Genomic DNA, 18,600 nt, shown 5'->3' with positions numbered 1-18,600 from the left:
AAGATTGGAAAACCTCTCCCCTAGAAGTCTAAATTTCCGCCCTCACCCCTAACCCCTCTCCCAGAGGGAGAGGGGAAGCGGTTGTAAGTTTTAGCTCATCTTTGAGAGAATGCAAATTATCAAAATGTTGCTGCACATTTTATAACCACTTGCGATCGCAGCTTAATTGCCATACATTTTTTAGGGTGACGAATACAATGGGGGCTGCTACCACCAGTAACGGAGGCAGCAGCCCAATAAGCAGCATTTTCACTCAGAGAAACGAGATTTGAAAAGGGTTTGGGCTTAAGTTGACACCAATGCCCTCAATCCTCACCCACTCTTAACCGTTAAGCACTTCCTCTTGATAGGTTTCAATTACACAGTCAGAAGTAGCATAGGCCACGCAGGTGAGGACGAATCCTGCGTCAATTTGCTCGTCATCTAAGAAGTTCCGATCGTCTTGGTTCACTGTACCTGACAGCTTCCCGGTGCAGGTAGAGCAAGAACCAGCGCTACAGGAAGAAGGCAAGTCCAGATCGTATTCCTCGTTAGCGATCTCTAAAGCTCATCTTCTTGATGGGTTAAGATTGTACAGTCAGAAGTAGCATAGGCAACACAGGTGAGGACAAATCCATCGTTAACTTGGTCGTCATCTAAAAAGTTCTGATCGTCTTGGTTAATCGTACCTGAAATCAATTTGCCGGTGCAGCTAGAGCAAGAACCAGCCCTACAAGAGTAGGGTATGTCTATGCCTTCGTCATCGACAGCGGCATCTAAGATGTACACATCATCTTCAACATTAATTGTTTTATCGCCTTCTGGGGTCTTTAATGTGACTTTATAAGTTGCCATGTAACAATCCCTAGTTCTAATAAACTCCATATTCGATACTACGAGTTTATGTGCTGCTAGTCTAGAGTTGATTGTAGTTGACTGTTCTAGATTCTCAAACGCTTAGTGGAGCGAGTTTACATGTACCAGAAACTTGACAGGAAAATCACACAAGGAAAAATGCTGCGATCGCTTCAGCAAATCCCTCAAATGAACTATAATCTCTAGACACAATAGAGACATTCATACCCAACTTTTGGGCGTTAGCAGTGGTGTAAGGGCCGAAACATGCAATAACACAATGTTCATAATCGCTTTGTAACTTGACCATTGTCAAAAAGCTTTCTACTTCCGCCGTGCTACTAAAGGCAATTACATCAATCATTCCTTGACGTATCAGGTTTAATTCCATACCGTAGATAGTTTTATCTAAACCCTGCGTAATATATGTGGGTACGCGAGTTACTTCTATGCCCAATTGTTGCAAATCCGTAATCAAATTGGGTACAACATCAGGTTCAGGCAAACCCACAACTTCTGGAGCCGGGATCAGCACTTTTTTCTCGTGAATTTGTGGAAGTTTCGCTAATTCAGCCACAATTCCGGCTGGGCTAGATTCTGTTGGGACTAAATCTACCTTGCCACAAAAAGACAATAAGCTTTCTACATCTTTTCCTAATGCACATAAGTGACATTTTTGTACTACAGATATAGGAATATTCAAATCATTTATCCGCTGAAAAAATGCTGTGATTCCGTTTCGACTTGTAAAGACAATCCAATCAAATTCGTTTATATCGGCTAAAACGGCATCTAACTGATTGTAGTTTGATAAATAGCAGGTTTCGATAGTAGGCATGAAAACAGGTAAACCACCTTTTTTAATGATTTGTTCGGATAACCTATAAGCATAATTTCTCGGTGCTGTTACTAAAATTCTCTTGCCATATAGAGGTAATTCTCTAGATGGAGTGAGCAAGTTGATTTCTCTTGATTGAGCGTGCATTTGTTTATTTGCCATTTCATTCCTATTCCACTTTAGAATAGGCGTTTCTCAATTTATAGCGGTTTTCAGTTGAGTCCAATAGAAACCTAATCCCCAACCCCTCCCTTACTAGCGTTGAGAAGTAAGAACTTTTTTGTGAACAATAACTGTGAGGAAAGTTCGATATACTAAGATATTTTGTGATAGCTGAACCAGAATTGAATACCTTGCTCACTGCTCACTGTATCTGGGGCCGACTTCTATAGTTCCATCAGGCAAAATGGTTTTCCAGAAAAAGACGTAGAACATAGTGGAGTTAATTTTCAAGTTACTGGCACTACCAAAGTTTGTCTCAATTAGAATTGCCCAACTAAAATCAGCATTGAGCAAATTAGCACCTCTCAAACTTGCCCTAGTGAGATTAGCGCTCTCCAAGCAAGCACAAGTAAGATTAGCACTCCCAAGACTAGCACCTCTCAAGTTAGTACCAACCAGAATAGCCTCGCTCAAATTAGCACCTCGCAAGTTGGCACTACACAAATTAGTGCCAGTAAGATTAGCTCTACTCAAATCCACCCCCTTAAGATCAGCAGAGTGCAGATTAGCCCCTCTCAGGTTGATTCCTCTCAAATTAGCATCTTTAAGCAACTCTATCCCTGCCGTATCAGTAGCAGGCTTCAAGTCAATACCAGCAAAGTTTCTTTCTCCAGCAACATATCTTCTGAGCAACTGTTCAGTAGTAATCTCCATAATTCATTTCTAGGAATGAGTTGGGTTCTCCTGCCTATTTTATGGTTGATAGAGCCACTGGCATTATTTGATAATCATGTCATTAAAGGCTTTGACTGTAAGCTTCTAAAGCTGTCAAGCAACAAGTTTTTAGTATTACGTTCAATAAAAGAGCCGATAAAGTCAATTATTTATATTTTGATTCAGCAACGCCAAAAGCTTATATAAATCCTAGCCATTTTTCTAGGATAAATTCTCCCCATTTTTCCGATGTCATCTGTGTTGATAAAACGGCACGATATGAACATCTAAAAACGTTTGCACAAAAATCTTATGTCTTCATTACTGGCTTTGTCCAACAGTTTAGCTGATACCGTAGAACAAGCTGGGAGTGCTGTGGTTGCGGTGAATGGGGGTACACGTGTTTCCCCAAGCGGCATTCATTGGCGTAATGGCATCATTGTTACCTCTGATGAGTGCCTCCAGCGCTATGACGATATCACTATTACCTTATCAAATGGTAGTACTGCACCAGTAACACTCGTCGGTCATGACTCTAGCACCGATATAGCTGTTTTTAAACTAGAAAATGCAGAAATACCTGTGGCCAAAGTTGGCGATGCTAAAACGCTCAAAGTTGGTCATCTCGTGTTAGGACTGGCAAGAGGTGGCGAAGGTGATTTAAGGGCGGCGATGGGTGCAGTGAGTGTGGTTAGCGGTGCTTGGCGGAGTATGAATGGCGGGAATATTGACCAATTCATCCGCCCAGATATCACCCTTTACTCTGGCTTTGCGGGTGGGCCGCTCGTAGATGCGGCGGGTTTTGTGGTAGGCATGAATACATCGGGGCGACGTGGTACTGCTCTGACTATTCCTACTGCTACAGTCGATCGCGTGGTTGACCAATTAGTAGCAAAAGGACGCATTTCTAAAGGATACTTGGGTGTAGGAATGCAACCTGTACGTTTACCTAAGAACCTGAAAACTGCTCTCAATTTAAGTTCGGCAACTGGGGTAATTGTTGTCAATGTTGAGGCTGCGGGGCCTGCTGACAATGCAGGTGTGCTGCTTGGCGATGTTTTGGTAACATTCGATGGCGTAACTGTGGGCGATACAGGTGATGTGTTGGCGCTACTCAATAGTAGCGATCGCATTGGTAAAGCTGTCAACGTCCAAGTTGTCCGGGGTGGAGTGTTAATTGAGTTAGCGATCGCAGTTGGCGAACGACCTACTAAGGAGGAATAATCCCAATTTGGGATGGGTTTAACTAGCTTTGTGAAGATTTATCTAAATTTTCTATTCATTTGAGCTTCTGAACTCGAAACTTTGACCTCTGAACGCGGAACTTTGACCTTTTTGCTCAAATGTTGAGCTTTTGAACACGAAACTTTGGCCTTTTTGCTCGAACATTCAAGCTTTGAACACGGAATTTTGACTTTTTTGCTCAAACGTTCAAGCTTTGAACTCGGAACTTTGACCTTTTTGCTCGAACGTTGAGCTTCTGAACTGGAAACTCCGACCTTTTTGCTCGAACGTTTGACTGATTTTACTTTGACACGCTCAAAAACTGTATAACATGGCAAACACAACATTAATTAACATCGCTGCTGAACTGACAGAGGTAGCTGCTAAATTACGCGATTGCACTGTTAAAGTAAAAAGTGGCTCTCTAGGAGTCGGTTCTGGTGTAATTTGGCAACCTGACGGACTAATTATTACTAATGCCCATGTGGCAACCAGCAACCGCGCAACTGTGGAATTGGCAGATGGAAGGGTATTTGATGCAGTGCGTACCCAATTCGATCCACAGCAGGATTTAGCCGCCCTGAAAATTGTTGCCACTGATTTAACTGCTGCAACTATCGGCAATTCTGAAGCGCTACGAGTGGGTGAATTAGTTTTGGCAGTGGGTAATCCCTTTGCTGACAGTGGCGCTGTGACAACTGGAATTATCCATGCAAATAATCCACGAGCAGTTATGGCCGATTTGCGGCTGTATCCTGGTAATTCTGGGGGGCCACTTGCCGATTGTCTCGGTCGAGTTGTGGGAATTAATACGATGATTGTTAATGGTTTGGCTGTGGCAGTTCCCAGCAACACCGTTGAGCGTTTTTTACAGGGAAATAGTCGTCCGCAACTGGGAGTTACACTGCAACCTGTGCTTTTAGGTAGGCGTAGCTTGGGTTTATTGGTGCTGTCAATTCTACCTGACAGTGCGGCAGAAAATGCTGGTATACAAATCGGCGATGTTTTAATTGGAGTTTCGGGGCGATTATTCACTAGCATAAATGACTTAACCAAATATCTCCATGAAAGTAAAGGATCTGTGCCGCTACAACTCCTACGCGGTAGACAGCAATTCGTGATTTATGTTGCCGTGCAGTCCGATAAAACTGCTGTGGAGGCGACATGATCCGAGTGATGGTGGTTGCTACTTCCCCTGTGGTGCGGGCAGGGTTATCAGCTGTGGTAACTACCAATCCTCGGTTGACGGTTGTGGGGAGTGCATCCGATTTGGATGTCTTGGCGATTGAAGTTGGGCAATTACAGCCGGATGTAGTGCTGGTAGATTTGAGCGGGAATTTTCAACAAGCGGTGTGGGAAAAATTGCTAGTTATTCAAGAACAGCAATATCCATTTGCAACGATCGTCATTGTTGAAGAACTCGACAGCATCGACTTAGAGACGGCGTTACGTTCTGGTATCCGGGGAATATTGCCTAATACTAGTACAGAATCAGAAATTGTCGCGGCTGTAGAAGCGATCGCTTTTGGTTTGCTGGTGCTGCACCCAAATGCTGTAGAATTACTGTCTATCCGCGAAAAAGTAGTAACAAATCCCGTACAAACCTTGACACCACGGGAGATAGAGGTTTTAGGAATGCTTGGATCGGGGTTGGGAAATAAAGCGATCGCAAAACGTTTGCATATTTCTGAGCATACCGTCAAATTTCATCTCTCATCCATTTTTCAAAAGCTCAGTGTCTCCAGCCGCACTGAGGCTGTTGCTGTGGGTGTACGACTGGGTTTGATTATGCTTTGATCTTTAGTCATTAATATGAGATCGCGATCGATAGACTTCTTGTATGAATAAAAAGCCCTCACCCTAAATCCCTCTCCCAAACTTGGGAGAGGGACTTTGAAATTGGCTCCCCTTCTCCCAATATTGGGAGAAGGGGTTGGGGGATGTAGCAAGATCCCGTAGGGTGGGCAAATTTTGCATTTGTGCAAGAGGTCTAATACAGAATTCAGAAGTCAGAATTCAGTTAGGTATTCTGACCCAAAAGCAGATAGCGCAGCGTCTATACACTTCAGAATGAGCAACAAAACCCAGATGTAGAGACGCGCAGCATCGCGTCTTTTAAAACCAATTATCTACACCAATAACCTTTAACCCAAGCTTATATTTCCAAATGTTGAGCTTTATTTAGCCTTAGAGAAATTTTGGGCTGGCTGGGAATGCTAAAGAAAGCACTTGATTGTCCTTTTATTTGACAGTTGTGGATAAAGTTCATTAGCATCATGCCCAGTTCATCGTACTACTTAGGCTTAGAAAAATGATACCTGTCCTTCCCGGTTACAACTTTATTGAAGCTCTGCATGAAGGTGTGAATACCGTTATTTATCGCGCTTCCAAGCAGTCAGATCGAAGTCTTGCGATCGTTAAAGCCCTGAAAGCCGAGTATCCCAGCCTCGAAGAACTAACCCGACTCAGACATGAATATAAAATATCGCAGGTATTAGTAGATATAGAAGGAATTGTCAAGTCCCTAGCTTTAGAAAATCATCATAACGGTTTAGCCCTAATTTTGGGAGACTTTGGTGCAGAATCTCTGAAAAAGTATATTAGCGATCGCCAGTTATCATTAACCGAATTTCTAAAAATAGCCATTCAGTTAGCATCCACTCTCACTCAACTGCATCAAGCCAAGATTATTCATAAAGATATTAAACCTGACAATATCGTTATTAACCCAAAAACCGGACAAGTTAAAATTATCGACTTCAGTATTGCATCGCGCTTAGAAAAAGAAAATCAAAGCATCAGCAATCCCAATTTATTAGAAGGCACTCTCGCCTATATGTCACCGGAGCAAACCGGACGAATGAATCGGTCAATTGATTACCGTACCGACTTCTATTCTTTAGGCGTTACTTTTTATGAAATGCTGACAGGTTCGCTGCCTTTTAATGCAGCTGACTCTTTGGAATTTGTTCATTGCCATATTGCCAAAACACCAATAGCACCTCAAGAGTTCAATCCCAAAATTCCCTCAGCGGTTTCTGACATTGTCATGAAATTGTTAGCTAAAACTGCTGAAGATAGATATCAAAGCTCTCTCGGACTAAAAGCCGATTTAGAAACCTGTCTGACTCAGTTGCAGACGGATGGCAAGATTTCCCACTTTATTGTCGGTCAACTAGATTCATACAGCCAATTTTCCATCCCGCAAAAACTCTACGGACGGGAAATAGAAGTTGCTACTTTGTTAGAAGCATTCGATCGCGTCAGTTCAGGTACTACGGAAATGATGCTAGTTTCTGGTTACTCAGGCATCGGTAAATCGTGCTTAGTTGCCGAAGTTCACAAACCGATTGTGCGCCAGCGCGGTTATTTTATCTCCGGTAAATTTGACCAGTTCAAGCGGAATATTCCTTTTGCTTCTCTAATTCAAGCATTCCAAGATTTGATGCGGCAATTGCTAACAGAAACCGATGAGCAAATCGCTGTTTGGAAATCAAAATTAATAAATGCACTCGGCTCCAACGCTCAAGTAATTATAGACGTTATTCCCGAATTAGAACGGATTATTGGGCCGCAGCTAGCAGTTCCTCAATTAGGATCGTCAGAATCACAAAATCGATTTAATCGGGTGTTTCAACAATTCATTCATGTATTTAGTCAACCCGAACACCCACTAGTTTTGTTTCTGGATGACTTACAGTGGGCGGATTCAGCTTCCCTTAAGCTTATCCAGTTAATTATGACCGACCCAGATAGCCAATATCTATTGCTAATTGGTGCATATCGAGATAACGAAGTAAATGCCACTCATCCCTTAATTCAGACCTTGGGGGAGATTCAACAGACTGGTGCGATCGTAAATAACATTATCCTCCAGCTTTTGGATATCGCTCACGTCAATCAGTTAGTAGCCGATACTCTTCGTAGCGAACTTTTAAAAGTAAAGCCGTTAGCTGAGTTAGTTTTTACAAAAACCCAAGGCAACCCCTTTTTCTTAACTCAGTTACTCAAATCTCTTTATCAGGACAACTTATTATACTTTGACTTTGAACGCGGTTTTTGGCAATGGAATATTGAGTTTATTCAGGGAGTTAATATAACTGATAATGTCGTTGAATTGATGGTTAGCCAAATTCAAAAGCTATCTGAAAAAACACAGAATGTGTTAAAGTTTGCCGCCTGCATTGGAGACAAGTTTACTTTAGATATATTGGCGATTATTAATAAAACATCTCAGTCAAAAACAGCAGCAGATTTGTGGGAAGCTCTGCAATCAGGTTTGGTTCTACCCCTCAATAATTCCTACAAAACACCGCTTGTTTTTGACTCAGAACAAATGGAGACTGAGAATAGGCGATCGCACATTAACCAGCCCTCATCACCCATTACCTATAAGTTCTTACACGACCGGGTACAGCAAGCGTCTTATTCTCTTATTCCAGATGATCAGAAAAAACAGACTCACCTAAAAATTGGTGAATTGCTACTAATACATACCTCGGAAAGGGACATTGAAGAAAACATTTTTGAAATTGTCAACCAACTGAATGTTGGTGCTGAATTCATCGCCCAACAGCCTCAAAAAGATAGACTGGCTCAACTCAATCTTATAGCTGGACAGAAAGCAAAAGCAGCAACAGCGTATGAATCATCTGTTAAATATTTAAATGTAGGTTTGGAATTACTTGCAGCAGATAGTTGGCAGTGTCAGTATGACATGACACTCAACCTCTATGTAGAAACAGCAGCAGTAGAATTCCTCAACACTAATTTCGAGCGAGCAGAAATACTTTCCAATGTAGTTTTGGCACAGGCAAAAACCCTGCTCGATCGAGTCCAGGTGTATGAGACAAAAATGCAGTTTTATATTGCTAAAAACCAAATGCAAGCCGCATTAAATACCGGACTGCAAGTGCTGAAAATGCTAGGTTTACCTTTAGCAGCTAAATCCCCAACAAGACTGACTAGATTGAATTTAGGAGGGAAACGCATTGAAGATTTAATAGAATTACCAGAAATGACTGATGTTTATAAATTAGCTGCATTGCGAATTTTGATAAATTTGATTCCTCCGGTTTATATTGTAGCTCCCGAACTTTATCCACAGGTCGTTTTTAAAATGACCAATCTCTGCCTCAAAGATGGAAACTCTCCTCTGTCAGCTTATGCGTATGTACTTTATGGAATGTTCTTATGTGGCGCTTTTGAAGACATGGATTCTGGTTATCAATTCGGTCAGCTAGGCTTAAAGCTGTTAAATCAATTCAATGCTAAGGAAATGACGGCGAAAATCTATGAAACATTTAATTATTTTATCAGGCATTGGAAAGAACCAGGTATTAATACTATAGAACCGTTAATTGAGGGTGTCCAAAGAGGGCTAGAAACAGGAGATTTAGAATATGCTTCTTATTCGGCTTGTTTTTATTGTACGCACTTGTTTTTTATCGGTGAAAATCTAGAAGTTGCTCTCCAAAAACAAGCGCATTATATTGCTTTAATGCAAAGAACCAAACAAGAGTTTCAAATTATTTATGCTCAGATAGTCCGACAAACTGGTTTTAATTTAATTAAAAAAACATCGGAACCATATCGATTAATTGGCGAAAGTTTTGATGAAAATAAAATGTTGCCAATTCTGATAAATAGCAATAATTATATGGCTATTTATCCTATCTATGTTTCTAAACTGCTTCTGGGTTATTTATTTAAAAATTACGATCGCGCTGCTGAGAATGCCTTGCTGGCAGAAAAATACGAACAAGGTGGACAAGGATTGATGTACAAAGCCGAACACAAGTTTTACTCTTCTCTGACTCTCCTAGCTTTGTATCCCAGTGCATCACAAAGCGCTCGCCAACAATATTTCAGCCAAGTGATAGCGCAGCAGAAAAAAATGAAGCAATGGGCGTTGCATTCTCCTGCGAACTATCAGCATAAGTACGATTTAGTAGAAGCAGAAAAAGCGCGAGTATTGAAGCAAGATGCCAAAGCGATCGCGTTTTACGACCGAGCCATAACTGGAGCTAGAGAACATGGATATATTCAAGAAGAAGCCCTAGCCTCGGAACTAGCAGCAGAATTCTATTTTGCGTGTGGTAGAGAGAAAGTTGCTAATACCTATCTCAACGATGCCTACTATGGATATGGTTGCTGGGGAGCGAAGGCAAAAGTCAAAGACTTGGAGAAAAGATATCCTCAACTATTTCGCATATCAAAGCGAGAAAGCGTCAGTACGAATGTGACTCAGATAATTAACTCTACGGGTGAAAATGCTTCAGACTCCCTGGATTTAGCCACAGTTATGAAAGCATCTCAAGCTCTTTCTGGAGAAATAGTTTTAGGCAATTTACTAACAAAATTAATGACAATTGTGCTAGAGAATGCTGGCGCTCAAACAGGCTACTTAATTTTAGAAAAATCAGGAGACTTGCTAATAGAAGCATCAGGAGCAGTAGACAAAAACGATGTAACTGTGCTACAAGGAATCCCAATATCAACCAGTCAGCAACTACCAATTTCACTGATTAACTATGTAGCCCGAACTAAAGAAAATATTGTCCTCAATAATGCAACTCGTGAAGGAACATTTACCACAGATACGTACATCGTCAACCATAAACCTAAATCCGTTTTATGTACACCGCTCATCCATCAAGGCAAACTCAGTGGCATTCTTTATTTAGAAAATAATCTCACCATTGGCGCATTTACATCAGATCGCTTAGAAGTATTACAACTGTTATCTTCTCAAGCGGCGATTTCCATTGAAAATGCTCGTCTTTATAAAGACTTAAAATTAGCCAACACTAACTTAGAAGCCAAAGTACAAGAGCGAACTTTAGAATTACAGGAAAAAAATGTGCATCTGCAAAAAGCAGAAGAAATCGCCCAATCAGCCAACCGTGCTAAAAGTGATTTTCTTGCCAACATGAGCCATGAACTGAGAACACCGCTTAATGGCATTTTGGGTTATGCCCAAATTCTTAAGCGTGAAAAAAGTTTAACTAACTCACAAAAAGATGGTGTAAATATTATTCATCAGTGTGGCGACCACCTCTTGAACCTGATCAATGACATTTTAGACCTCTCTAAAATTGAAGCTAGAAAAATGGAACTCCATCTAACGGATTTTCATTTTCCAGAATTTCTCGAAGGCATTGCCGAAATCTGCCGTATCCGTGCCGAACAAAAAGGTATTTGCTTAATTTTTGAACAGATTACTCAACTTCCTATAGGTGTTAAGGCTGATGAAAAACGGTTGCGGCAAGCTTTGATTAACTTACTGGGTAATGCCGTTAAGTTTACTGAAACTGGAGGCGTGGCTTTCAAAGTCGGCTATCAGGAAGGTAAAATTCGGTTTCAGGTCGAAGATACAGGAATTGGTATGGCACCAGAGCAATTAGAAGAGATATTTTTGCCATTCCAGCAGGTAGGAGATGGCGATCGCAAAGCAGAAGGAACGGGATTGGGACTGGCAATTACCCGCCAATTAGTTCAGATGATGGGTGGCGAAATCCAAGTGAAGAGTACTTTAGGAAAAGGGAGCGTTTTCTTCTTTGATTTAGATTTGCTTGAAGTTTCTCAATACGCTGATGTTGTCAAGAAAGAGCAACGAAATATCCAAAGTTTTAAAGGCTATAAGCGGAAAGTTATTGTAGCAGATGACAGAGCAGAAAATCGTGCAATCTTGGTTAAGATGCTATCGCCTTTAGGATTTGAAATTGTGGAAGCGGCAGATGGTCATGATTGTCTCAATAAGGCATTTGAATTGAATCCAGATTGTATCTTAATGGATTTGCTGATGCCTCAAATGAATGGCTTTGAAACTACCCGTCGCATTCGGCGATCGCCTGAACTAAAAAATGCGATCGTGATTGGCACTTCTGCCAGCGTTTTTGATTTCGATCTCAACAAAAGTAAGGAGGCGGGTTGCAATGATTTTCTACCTAAGCCCATCCGCATAACAGAGCTTTTAGAAAAGTTACAGTATCACTTAAAACTGGAATGGATTTATGAAGATGGTGAAAAAGTATCTACAGAGAATAAACAAGAAAATTTTCAGCAATCATTGGTAGCTCCCTCCGCAGACGAAATTGCAATTCTGTTGAATTTAGCAATGAAAGGCGATCTCAAAGGTATTGTACAACAAGTCGATCGATTGGAAGAATTGGATGTTAAATATGCACCTTTTTCTTTAGAATTGCGTCAATTAGCTAAAGGTTTTCAAGTTAAAAAAATCCGTGAAGTTTTAAAAAATATAGGAGTAAATTAATGAGTCTTTCCAACATCGAAAATGGCATTATCTTAATCGTTGATGACAACCCGACAAATTTAGGAGTGTTATTTGATTTTTTGGCCGATTCTGGCTTCCAAGTTTTAGTAGCGCAGGATGGCGAGGATGCAATTCAACAGGTCGAATATGCTCTCCCCGATCTAATTTTGTTAGACGTACTCATGCCTGGTATGGATGGGTTTGAAACTTGCCAGCATTTGAAAGCTCAAGAATCAACTAAAGACATCCCCGTAATTTTTATGACGGCGCTTTCTGAGACGGTGGATAAGGTCAGAGGGTTGAACCTTGGTGCGGTTGATTATATCACTAAGCCACTTCAGCATGAAGAGGTTTTAGCCCGTGTCAAAATCCATTTAAGCATCCGAAACCTGACTAAGAAATTGCAAGAACAAAATGTGCATCTGGCACAAGAGATTCAAGAACGAACTAAGGCAGAGAACGCCCTCTTAAAACTGACATCTGAGTTAGAAGAACGCGTGAAAGAAAGGACGGCTGCACTTTTTGAATCTAATCAGCTGCTGCAACAGGAAATCCAAGAGCGAATTTGTACAGAACAAGCATTGCAAGAATCAGAAGCACGCTATCGAGAACAAGCCAATCGACTAGAACTTGCCTTTCGCCAACTTCAAGAAACTCAAAGCCAACTGGTTCATAGTGAAAAAATGTCCAGTCTGGGACAATTGGTGGCGGGTGTCGCCCATGAAATTAACAATCCCGTCAACTTCATCTATGGAAATCTGACTCACGCCTATGAATATACCCAAGGCTTGCTCGACCTCTTGAACCTCTATGCTAAGTACACTCCCTCACCGCTACCTGAAATTCAACAACTGGCTGAAGCGATAGATTTAGAATTTCTGAGTGAAGACCTGCCTAAATTGCTGAGTTCGATGAAGGTTGGGGCTGACCGCATCCGCGAAATTATTCAGTCCTTACGGATTTTTTCTCGCGTCGATGAAGCCCAAATGAAGTCAGTGGATATTCATGCTGGGCTAGATAGCACACTGCTGATTTTGCACAATCGCTTTAAAGGCAGCTCTAACCAACTAGGGATTCAACTTGTTAAAGAGTATGGCGACCTACCCCTTGTGGAGTGTTATGCAGGACAACTCAACCAAGTGTTTATGAATCTATTGGCGAATGCAATTGATGCTTTGGAGGAGTATGATAAAGAGCGATCGCCCCAGGAAATTTACTTTTGCCGCAGCACAATTCGGATTCGCACCGAAGTAACTGACGATAATTTTGTGACTATTAGGATTGGCGATACTGGCCCCGGTATGACAGAGGAAGTACGCGATCGCTTATTTGACCCCTTCTTTACGACAAAACCCGTAGGTAGAGGCACGGGTTTAGGCTTGTCGATTAGCCAGGAAATTATTGTCTCTAAGCATGGTGGTCAGATAACCTGTATTTCAGCACCTGGTCAGGGAACAGAGTTTATGATTAAAATTCCGATGCGATCGCACCCTTTAGAATTGACTTTGGCTGCACCTTCCTATTTTGGCTAAACCAAAAACTTTTGAAGACGCTTATATGAACATTTTAATGCTATCTTCCACCTTTCCTTACCCAGCAACGCGTGGAGGAACCCAAGTTAGGACATTTAATTTACTCAAGTACTTGAGTCAACGTCATACTGTCACCCTCGTGACTCAACGCGAAAGTGATGTTACAGACGCAGAAGTAGCAGGATTACGCGATTGTGTGGATCGTCTAGCTATTTTTGAACGCCCGCCAGATTCTCAAACCACCGGAATATTACAGAAAATACAGCGATTTGGCAGATTTTTGCAGCAGGGAACACCGCCAAGCGTACTTAACCGCTACTCACTTGAGATGCAAACATGGATTAATAACTGGGTGGAAGCGGGAAAATGTGATGTAATTACTTGCGAACATAGCGTTAATGAAATTTATGTGCAGCCACATTTTCAAAAACAGCTAAAAACCATTGTTAATGTTCATAGTTCCGTTTACGCTACCTGTCAGAACCAATTAGCAACAGGTATTTCGGAAAATTCACTCAGAGACAAAATCAATCTGCCACTTTTGCGGCGTTATGAGCAAAACTACTGCGCTAAATTTTCGGCAATTGTGGCGACAACACAAGAAGATAAAATTCAACTACAAGAATTTAACCCCAATAGTGAAATTACAGTTATTCCCAATGGCGTAGATTTAGTTTCTTTCCCCAAGCGTACCACCGATCCCGGAGGACATCGCCTAATTTTTATTGGTGCAATGGATAATTTAGCAAATATTGATGCTGTCTGCTTTTTCAGCAATGAAGTTTTGCCAGAAATCCAAAAATTGTATCCCGATACTACTTTCGATATTGTCGGTTCTCACCCAGTGGCAGAAGTTTTGGCACTTGATAAAAAACCAGGAATTAATGTGCTGGGGCGTGTACCTTCGATGGCAGAATATTTACATCAAGCCACCATCTGCGTTGTACCGATGCGGACTGGGTTTGGTATTAAAAATAAAACTTTAGAAGCAATGGCAGCTGGTATACCTGTAGTAGCCAGCGATCGCGGCTTAGAGGGATTAGCTGTAGATGCTGCTAGTCATCCATTACGGGCATTACGAGCTAATAAACCAGCAGAGTACATCACCGCTATTAGTCAACTATTCGATCGTCCACATCTGCGTTCAGAATTGTCTCGTAACGGCAGACAAATGGTAGAAACAGAATTCACTTGGGATATTGCTGGTAAAAGTTATGAACAAGTTTGTCTTGCCAGAAGTAATACTAATCCGTAATTTGTAATGACCGAACAATTTTAGATTTTAGATTTTGGATTAAAATGAAAAGCCGCAACTTGGGTTAATAACTACCTACCCTCGACTAAGACTTTCGTCATAACTCTATATCAGCTATCGCACCACAGTAACTGGTGTTCCCATATTAACCTGATAGAATAATTCTCTAACATCGTTGTTGTACATCCGAATACAACCGTGTGAGGCAGCCTTACCTACCGAATCAGGATTAGGGGTACCGTGAAAGCCAACCCAGTTTTTACCGTTTGTCCAAAATCCAATCCAGTATTTGCCAAGTGGGTTTTCAGGATCTCCTCCTGGGATGGCTTTACCTGTAAAAGGGTTTATCCAAGTAGGGTTTTCTAACATTGTACGCACTCGGAAATTACCAATTGGGGTTTCCCAGTCTTGGCGACCTACTGCTATGGGATAACTTTTAATTCGGTTTTTTCCTCGATAAAGGGTTACTCGACGGTTGCGAAGGCTGATCTCTAGGTGAAGAGGTTGAATAATTAAATTATTATTAATATTAGCCGTTTGAGAGACTAAATTGTTGGTTGAAGTATGAGAAGGAACTCTTAGTTCAGAAGCTAACGACATAGCCGGATTAAAATTTAATCCAGATGCACAAATAAAAATAACTAATTTATCTAATTGCTTGAGCATTTTCAAATTTTAAATTCTGTCTATCAAAATTTTAGTACCAAATTAATTATCAATTGTTTAATTTTTGAGATTGTTATACTCTGTAGTTATTTGAGAAATCATTCTGATGAACAGAATAGTCTAGCATTAGATATGTAATTTTGTGAGGAAGGGAAAACAAAATTGTCAAAAGTAGTTGCAGTAGAAATCGAATCAATTGACAGGGCATTTCATCTTTTCTACTGCATTTACTGTTGATAACAGTCATGATTTGAAATCATCTAAGTAGAGGAAGCAAGCTTAACAAGCTCTCTAGCCTGTATTGTATAAGGCTAAGAAATTACCAGAGCGCTCTGACACCTCCACCAGTGTTTTGTCCACCTGTAGTGTTGTTACCTCCTGTATTGTTCTGCGTTCCACTAGTGCCATTATTCGGATACTGCTGCGTTCCGGTAGTACCATTATTTGTTCCACTAGTGCCATTATTCGGATACTGCTGGGTTCCGGTAGTACCATTATTTGTTCCACTAGTGCCATTATTTGGATACTGCTGCGTTCCGGTAGTACCATTATTTGTTCCACTGGTGCCATTATTTGGATACTGCTGCGTTCCAGTGCCATTATTTGGGTACTGCTGTGTTCCAGTACCATTATTTATTCCACTAGTGCCATTATTTGGATACTGCTGTGTTCCAGTACCATTATTTATTCCACTAGTGCCATTATTTGGATACTGCTGTGTCCCACTAGTACCAGTTCCACTACCACTAGTGCCATTATTTGGATACTGCTGCGTTCCAGTGGTAGAATCACCTCCTGTAGATTGCCCTGCTTGAGAGTACAATCTATTACCTATGGGGGCTTGACTAGTCTCCAAATTTCTAGAAATGGGTTGGGGCAGAGCGTATACTGGAAGACTTATTAAAGCACCAGTACTAGCAACTCCCACGAGGCTAGCAAGCATTTTGAGCAAATTTTTACTGTGGTTTAAGTTCATTGGTATCTCCTGAGCCTGAGTTTGAAGTTAAATGGTTCTTATGCTACTGTTACTAAGTAATTTGTTGAAATATAGAATAAGTTTTTCTATTTCTCAACTCCAAGCAAGGATCTAAATCAAAAGTATTGAGCCGATAAGTTGTTATTTAATTAACTAAGTTAGCTGAATTTATTTTCTTAACCTTCTGCCTAAAGTATGGTCTGGTATTAAATTAATTTGTGATGTTCTAGACAGTATTTGTTTAGTTAATTATTAATTAATCTCTTTCTTTAGATATATGTTTAATTTACTAGTTTGCTTACTAAAAAATAATGTTTTAAATTTCATATAGCCTTTCCTAATCTAGCGAGCCTTAACCTCACTCCTAACCTCTCTCTTTGGTAAAGCTATCTATTACCCGAATCGTGAGTTTTTATTTTTACTAAAGAGTTATATATTTTAAAATAAGCTAATCAATATTTTCCGAAAAAATCGGATTTGTTTTGTTTATAATCTCATCAAGTTTGACAGTTATCGAAAAAGGCAGAGGGCAGAATGAATAGTGTCTTCTGCTCTCTGCCTCATGCCTTCTTCAATTAGATAACTTGAGAATCCTTTTTATTTTTTATTAGTAAATAAAATGCGTTTGCCCTGCCACTAACTCTAGATAAATTGTTATTGTTGTTTATTGTCTTTTTGAAACAAATGTGCGGAGACGTTGTAATACAACGCCTCTACATCAGCCGTGCAAATTATCTTATCTAAATCGTATTGGTTTTTAGTTAGCTGGTGAATAAACACGTCAATTATTTTCAAATCTAGTCGAACAACCTAACACAAGTAATTTCTTCTGCTTACGCTTCTTCTTATTTTTGAGAGTAATCAAATAATTATCAACGTAGCGAAAAGCAGCTGCACCGTCGTAATCAGCAATGGCTATAGCTTGCAAGAAAACCTTTGAGGGAATTTCAAACCCTAAATATTTTTCTGTTAAGATTAATAAATCTTCATCTGTGGCAGGAAAGGTAGTTTCTTCTGTATCTTCAGAATCAGAAAATATATCATCAATTAATGCTTTATACACTTTGTACCTCCCCAAAAGCATAAGATGCAAAGCCTGTAATGAAATTTAGCTGCTGATCGCGAGTTTGTAAGTTAACTGGGAGTTCAGTACCAGCACATCCGATTTCCCGTAAAATTTCCAAACAATAAGCACCGAGTTGAGTGTATGGAGCTTGCTCTAATTCTTGAGCTACTTCTAGAGCCATCTCCAGATTGACTTGGATAACCGTCTTTACAGGGTTGGTCATAAATCCGCCCTCATAAACTGGATGCTCTAAGTTTTGATCGCAAACACAAATAGCGTAACGGTGTTTTTGCGGAATTTATGAAGAGGGAAAATTAAAGTATCAGCGCATTTGCGGTAATGTACCCAAAATTATGCAAACCAGACCCAGAGTAGGCAATTTCTATCTAAGTGCGATCGCCTGCCATAATACGTATAAATATCTACAATTATTCTCAGATTATTGCCAATATACTTACTTTTTGTGGGGTAAGCCACAAAACCCACCCCACAATATTGGATAATTTATTTGTTATAAATCCCTGATATCTAGTCTTGCACAGTAGTTTAACAAGAAAGGCAAAAGTCAGTGTTTCGACTCCTGCCTTGTTCACGCTTTAACCTTAGCTTTAGACCAGACACCATTTTCATCTTCTTCATATTGTTGGTGAATAGTCTCCCAAGCAGCTTGTTCGGCTGTGAACTCGTCACTTTTTTCATTGAGTACAGCATTATATCGTTCAATGAATGTACTCTGAGCTTCATCAGAAAGATGAGCGCGAACTTCAAAAGACAAGTCTGCTGGACTGTTACACTGTCCTGAACAAGAACGATCCAGAGTTTTCTCAATTGTGTTAATTTCTTCGCCACCAGCACTTTCGAGCAGCAATTGAAATTCGCCAGTGCGATCGCTCGGAACTTCTGCCATCACGAAAAATTCGCCAGCTTGTAAGCGAGTTTGGTAGATAGCCGCTTTATCTTTTGGCATTCCCAAAGTAGTCAGAACCGATACTAGACCGGCACCAGCACTACCTGCGATCGCTCCACTAGCAGCCCCCAAGAGCACTGCACTAGACAGA

General features: G+C 40.7%; 13 protein-coding genes and 2 pseudogenes. 6 read left to right on the top strand and 9 right to left on the bottom strand.

All coding sequences use genetic code 11. The features are described 5' to 3' along the window. Nucleotides 1-322 precede the first annotated feature (322 nt). The 4 genes and pseudogenes from RM049_RS16275 to RM049_RS16260 all read right to left on the bottom strand — a co-directional run. Nucleotides 323-535, bottom strand: a pseudogene (locus RM049_RS16275) (2Fe-2S iron-sulfur cluster-binding protein); the annotation flags it as partial. A 5-nt stretch (nucleotides 536-540) separates the two neighbouring features. After that, the gene (locus RM049_RS16270) at nucleotides 541-834 is read right to left on the bottom strand and encodes a 2Fe-2S iron-sulfur cluster-binding protein (protein ID WP_322673686.1); all 294 of its coding nucleotides are present in this window, start codon (nucleotides 832-834) and stop codon (nucleotides 541-543) included. A gap of 145 nt (nucleotides 835-979) precedes the next feature. Next, nucleotides 980-1,834, bottom strand: a complete 855-nt coding sequence (locus tag RM049_RS16265; RefSeq protein WP_322704917.1) for a uroporphyrinogen-III synthase — start codon at nucleotides 1,832-1,834, stop codon at nucleotides 980-982. Nucleotides 1,835-2,029: 195 nt separating this feature from the next. Then, nucleotides 2,030-2,548 (bottom strand): pentapeptide repeat-containing protein, encoded by a 519-nt coding sequence (locus RM049_RS16260; RefSeq protein ID WP_322704916.1) that lies wholly within the window; start codon nucleotides 2,546-2,548, stop codon nucleotides 2,030-2,032. Nucleotides 2,549-2,860: 312 nt separating this feature from the next. Between RM049_RS16260 and RM049_RS16255 the strand changes: the two genes are divergently transcribed. The 6 genes from RM049_RS16255 to RM049_RS16230 all read left to right on the top strand — a co-directional run bounded on the left by RM049_RS16255 (nucleotide 2,861) and on the right by RM049_RS16230 (nucleotide 14,834). Continuing rightward, nucleotides 2,861-3,772, top strand: coding sequence for a S1C family serine protease (locus RM049_RS16255; protein ID WP_322704915.1), 912 nt, complete (start codon nucleotides 2,861-2,863; stop codon nucleotides 3,770-3,772). A 331-nt stretch (nucleotides 3,773-4,103) separates the two neighbouring features. Next, entirely contained in the window at nucleotides 4,104-4,940 is an 837-nt protein-coding gene (locus RM049_RS16250) for a S1C family serine protease (protein WP_322704914.1), read from the top strand. Next, entirely contained in the window at nucleotides 4,937-5,569 is a 633-nt protein-coding gene (locus RM049_RS16245) for a response regulator transcription factor (RefSeq protein ID WP_322704913.1), read from the top strand. The genes RM049_RS16250 and RM049_RS16245 overlap by 4 nt, the downstream gene beginning before the upstream one ends. A gap of 514 nt (nucleotides 5,570-6,083) precedes the next feature. Continuing rightward, nucleotides 6,084-12,047, top strand: a complete 5,964-nt coding sequence (locus RM049_RS16240; protein ID WP_322704912.1) for an AAA family ATPase — start codon at nucleotides 6,084-6,086, stop codon at nucleotides 12,045-12,047. Then, the gene (locus tag RM049_RS16235) at nucleotides 12,047-13,579 is read left to right on the top strand and encodes a response regulator (protein WP_322704911.1); all 1,533 of its coding nucleotides are present in this window, start codon (nucleotides 12,047-12,049) and stop codon (nucleotides 13,577-13,579) included. The genes RM049_RS16240 and RM049_RS16235 overlap by 1 nt, the downstream gene beginning before the upstream one ends. 25 nt (nucleotides 13,580-13,604) lie before the next feature. Then, complete coding sequence (locus RM049_RS16230) at nucleotides 13,605-14,834, top strand: glycosyltransferase family 4 protein (protein WP_322704910.1); 1,230 nt, start codon at nucleotides 13,605-13,607, stop codon at nucleotides 14,832-14,834. 114 nt (nucleotides 14,835-14,948) lie between these two features. Here the strand turns inward: RM049_RS16230 and RM049_RS16225 are convergent, their stop codons facing one another. The 5 genes and pseudogenes from RM049_RS16225 to RM049_RS16205 all read right to left on the bottom strand — a co-directional run. After that, on the bottom strand, nucleotides 14,949-15,500 hold the full coding sequence (locus tag RM049_RS16225) for a L,D-transpeptidase (protein WP_322701202.1): 552 nt from the start codon (nucleotides 15,498-15,500) through the stop codon (nucleotides 14,949-14,951). 319 nt (nucleotides 15,501-15,819) lie between these two features. Then, entirely contained in the window at nucleotides 15,820-16,476 is a 657-nt protein-coding gene (locus RM049_RS16220; protein ID WP_322704909.1) for a hypothetical protein, read from the bottom strand. Between the two features lie 781 nt (nucleotides 16,477-17,257). Next, entirely contained in the window at nucleotides 17,258-17,539 is a 282-nt protein-coding gene (locus RM049_RS16215; protein ID WP_322673676.1) for a hypothetical protein, read from the bottom strand. Beyond that, nucleotides 17,532-17,765 carry a hypothetical protein gene (locus RM049_RS16210; RefSeq protein ID WP_094352841.1) on the bottom strand — a complete coding sequence of 78 codons (234 nt, stop codon included), beginning with the start codon at nucleotides 17,763-17,765 and terminating at the stop codon, nucleotides 17,532-17,534. Before RM049_RS16210 ends, RM049_RS16215 begins: the two co-directional genes overlap by 8 nt. Before the next feature lie 366 nt (nucleotides 17,766-18,131). After that, nucleotides 18,132-18,590, bottom strand: a pseudogene (locus tag RM049_RS16205) (ChaB family protein); the annotation flags it as partial. Between the last annotated feature and the right edge of the window lie 10 nt (nucleotides 18,591-18,600).

Source organism: Nostoc sp. DedQUE04, assembly GCF_034530995.1.
In the GTDB taxonomy this organism is placed as follows: Bacteria; Cyanobacteriota; Cyanobacteriia; order Cyanobacteriales; family Nostocaceae; genus Nostoc.
Note: the sequence above shows the minus strand (reverse complement) of the source record. Positions and strands in the feature narration are given on the sequence as shown.

What these genes read in the sequence shown, in the direction of transcription:
- RM049_RS16210 (WP_094352841.1), bottom strand. Translation starts at nt 17,765, where the DNA reads ATGACCAACCCTGTAAAGACGGTTATCCAAGTCAATCTGGAGATGGCT.
- RM049_RS16260 (WP_322704916.1), bottom strand. Translation starts at nt 2,548, where the DNA reads ATGGAGATTACTACTGAACAGTTGCTCAGAAGATATGTTGCTGGAGAA.
- RM049_RS16245 (WP_322704913.1), top strand. Translation starts at nt 4,937, where the DNA reads ATGATCCGAGTGATGGTGGTTGCTACTTCCCCTGTGGTGCGGGCAGGG.
- RM049_RS16255 (WP_322704915.1), top strand. Translation starts at nt 2,861, where the DNA reads ATGTCTTCATTACTGGCTTTGTCCAACAGTTTAGCTGATACCGTAGAA.
- RM049_RS16240 (WP_322704912.1), top strand. Translation starts at nt 6,084, where the DNA reads ATGATACCTGTCCTTCCCGGTTACAACTTTATTGAAGCTCTGCATGAA.
- RM049_RS16230 (WP_322704910.1), top strand. Translation starts at nt 13,605, where the DNA reads ATGAACATTTTAATGCTATCTTCCACCTTTCCTTACCCAGCAACGCGT.
- RM049_RS16220 (WP_322704909.1), bottom strand. Translation starts at nt 16,476, where the DNA reads ATGAACTTAAACCACAGTAAAAATTTGCTCAAAATGCTTGCTAGCCTC.
- RM049_RS16270 (WP_322673686.1), bottom strand. Translation starts at nt 834, where the DNA reads ATGGCAACTTATAAAGTCACATTAAAGACCCCAGAAGGCGATAAAACA.
- RM049_RS16265 (WP_322704917.1), bottom strand. Translation starts at nt 1,834, where the DNA reads ATGGCAAATAAACAAATGCACGCTCAATCAAGAGAAATCAACTTGCTC.
- RM049_RS16250 (WP_322704914.1), top strand. Translation starts at nt 4,104, where the DNA reads ATGGCAAACACAACATTAATTAACATCGCTGCTGAACTGACAGAGGTA.
- RM049_RS16225 (WP_322701202.1), bottom strand. Translation starts at nt 15,500, where the DNA reads ATGCTCAAGCAATTAGATAAATTAGTTATTTTTATTTGTGCATCTGGA.
- RM049_RS16235 (WP_322704911.1), top strand. Translation starts at nt 12,047, where the DNA reads ATGAGTCTTTCCAACATCGAAAATGGCATTATCTTAATCGTTGATGAC.